The 2,855-nt window shown below is 60.0% G+C and carries 3 protein-coding genes; all 3 read right to left on the minus strand.

Annotation, left to right across the window (positions count from 1 at the left end):
- Positions 1–242 precede the first annotated feature (242 nt).
- Complete coding sequence (gene istB, locus ACR0JR_RS22205) at positions 243–998, minus strand: IS21-like element helper ATPase IstB (protein ID WP_170434935.1); 756 nt, start codon at positions 996–998, stop codon at positions 243–245.
- Positions 995–2,482 (minus strand): IS21 family transposase, encoded by a 1,488-nt coding sequence (istA, locus tag ACR0JR_RS22210; protein WP_480458196.1) that lies wholly within the window; start codon positions 2,480–2,482, stop codon positions 995–997. Before istA ends, istB begins: the two co-directional genes overlap by 4 nt.
- A 117-nt stretch (positions 2,483–2,599) precedes the next feature.
- Positions 2,600–2,855: Arm DNA-binding domain-containing protein (locus ACR0JR_RS22215; protein ID WP_480458198.1), on the minus strand; the 256-nt coding region annotated here is incomplete at its 5' end.

The raw sequence follows: 2,855 nt of genomic DNA on the forward strand, positions 1-2,855 counted from the left end.
CTCTTGGTACAACGAACTGGGGTTGATTGGGTGTTCATCGCACAGCGGTCGGCGAACTTTCATCACCAACGCAGCAAAGAAAATAACAACGGTGGGTGTGTCAACGGCGGTGAGAAAGTCTGCCATTGGGCGGAGCAAAAGTCGTCCACTGTTTGGGTTACCGGCGCCTTGGCAAACGCGCTCCCAAATAGCTGGCGGTTGCCAAGGCGTCTTGGTCCGTCAGGACCAATCTCTTCTGTGCCTTAGGAGTTCTGCCGGGCCCTGCTCTGTGCCAGGCGATAGCTTTCTCCGTTCATCTCCAGAATGCTGACGTGGTGGGTCAGCCGGTCGAGCAAGGCACCAGTGAGGCGCTCCGATCCGAATGTTTCGGTCCATTCATCGAAGGGCAGGTTCGAGGTGATCAGGATCGAGCCGCGCTCGTATCGCTGAGAGATCAGTTCGAACAACAGTTCGGCGCCGGTTTTGCTGAGGGGCACGAAGCCCAACTCGTCGATGATCAGGAGCTTCTGCTTCACGAGTTGCTTTTGAAGGCGCAGGAGCTGGCGCTCGTCGCGGGCTTCCATCAACTCGTGCACGATGGCCGCGGCAGTAGTAAAGCGAACCGCCAGGCCTTTCTGGCAGGCGGCCAGACCGAGGCCGAGCGCCACGTGGGTCTTACCGGTGCCGCTGGGGCCGAGAGCGATGACGTTCTCTCCGCGGTCGATCCATTCACCACGCGCCAACTCCAGGACCTGCATCTTGTTCAAAGAAGGGATCGCGGCAAAATCGAAGCTATCAAGGCTCTTGGTCGCCGGGAATTTCGCGGCCTTGATCCGGCGTTCGATCATCCGCCGCTCCCGGTCGATGAGCTCGAGCTCGATCAGACGGGCCAGGAACTGGACATGGTCGCGGCCCTCGGAGGCACACAGCCGAGCCTGTTTGTCGTATTCCCGCAGGATGGTCGGCAGCTTCAGCTTCTTGAGTTGGTGGTTCAGCAGGATCTGTGGTGTCTCCGTCATGTCGAGGCACCTGTTGTCAGGCACATGTAGCTGGCCGGAGATGTCGTCGCCACCTTGGCCCGCGGCAGGAACGGGTAGACATCCAGATCGAGCCTCGGCGGCCGCCGCTCCACCCGACACAGCACCAGATGCTTCACGGCATCAAAACTGATCGCACCCATCTGGAGAGCCGTCTTCACGGCAGCATGAACCTCCTCCATCTCGAAGCTTTCGAGCAGCCGTAGGACCTGCACGTATTCGCGCCGTCCGGCTTTCAGCATGCGTGCCTCCATTAGCTTCTGAAGAGTATCAAACGCCTTGGGAAGCTCCCATCCGGCCAGCGGAGCTGCCTGTTCGAAAGCGTTTATCTTCTTCTCAATCAGCGGCAGGTAATGAACCGGATCGAAGACCATGTCCTCGCGGTTGTAGCTGCGAACATGCCGCGCGATGACCTCGCCGCCACATCCGATCACCAGTCGGTCGACATAGGCGCGGATCCAGACATCGCGGTGTCCAAAGGCAACCGGTACGGAATAATCATTGGTCTTGTAACGTACCAACGCGAGCGAACTGACCCGACCCGTTGCCTGGTCACAGGCTTCGAAAGACCGGGCGGGAAGCGGCGCCATGATCTCCAGATCGCGTTGAAGTCGCTCTCCAATCGTCTCATTGTGCCCGCGCAGCTTGTCGTTTTGGCGCTTACGGCACTGCTCTTCGAGCCAGTTGTTGAAGGCATCCCAAGTCGGAAAACTCGGGACCGGCACCATGAAGTTGCGCCGGGAATAGCCAACCAGCCCTTCGACGGACCCCTTGTCGTTGCCCTTGCCGGGACGCCCGTAGCGGTCCCGGATCACGTAGTGGGACAGCATCTCGCTGAACAGCCGCGCGCGTCTGCGAGTTCCGTCGGGCTCGATCTTCGCCACAAGGCACCGGTCGTTGTCGTACAGGATCGACTGCGGAGCCGCCCCGAAAAACCCAAAGGCATGGACGTGGCCATCCATCCAGGCCTCTGCGGTCGCCGCCGGATAGGCCCGGACGTAGCAGGCGTCGCTGTGCGGCAGATCCAAGGCAAAGAAGTGGGCCTTCTGTTCAATGCCACCGATCACAACAATCGCTTCGCCGAAGTCGGCCTGAGCATGGCCGGGTGCATGGTTAAGCGGCACGAACATCTCGCGATGCCGTCGACCGTGTTCCCGAACATAATCCTTGATGATGGTGTAACCACCCTCGAAGCCATGCTCATCGCGCAGGCGTTCGAAGATCCGCTTGGCCGTATGCCGCTGTTTGGGCGGTCGCTGCCGATCTTCTGTCAGCCATTGATCGATGATCCCGGTGAACCCATCCAGCTTGGGCCGCCGGATCGGTGCTGACCGCCGGTAGCCGGGCGGGACCGAAAACGCCAAGATCTTGCGAACGCTGTCACGTGATATCCCGAAATGCCGGGCCGCTTCTCGCTGGCTCATGCCCTCGGCACAGGCCAGACGCACTTTACGATACAAATCCACGGAAAAGATCCTCCCGCCCCCCCCGTTACGAAAAGAAGGGCAAAGATGGACGACTTTTACGCCGCCCGCAGCAGGGTTATCCCGCCGCTACCGTGGTCGACTTTCTCACCGCCGTTCTCACCAACGCCCCGCTTTTCCGCCACCGCGCAACTCAGACTTCCGCGCTTCAAACGCATCCCGAGCGATGTCTCTAAATAAATGCAAGTTGCGCTGGGCTTCTACACGTTGTTTTTGCCGCTCTCTGATCGGATCTCGGCCTTCCCGCAGTTCGCGTCGGGCTGCGTCAGCTGTTTCCCGGGCCTCCGCCAAGCCAACATCCGGCCACCGCCCGAGGCCCATTTCCCGTCGCTTACCGAAAACCGTAAGTCTAAGA

The organism is Ruegeria sp. AA3 (assembly GCF_056542905.1).

Excerpts from the sequence above, each read along its gene's own strand:
- istB (WP_170434935.1), bottom strand. The coding sequence starts at position 998 with ATGACGGAGACACCACAGATCCTGCTGAACCACCAACTCAAGAAGCTG.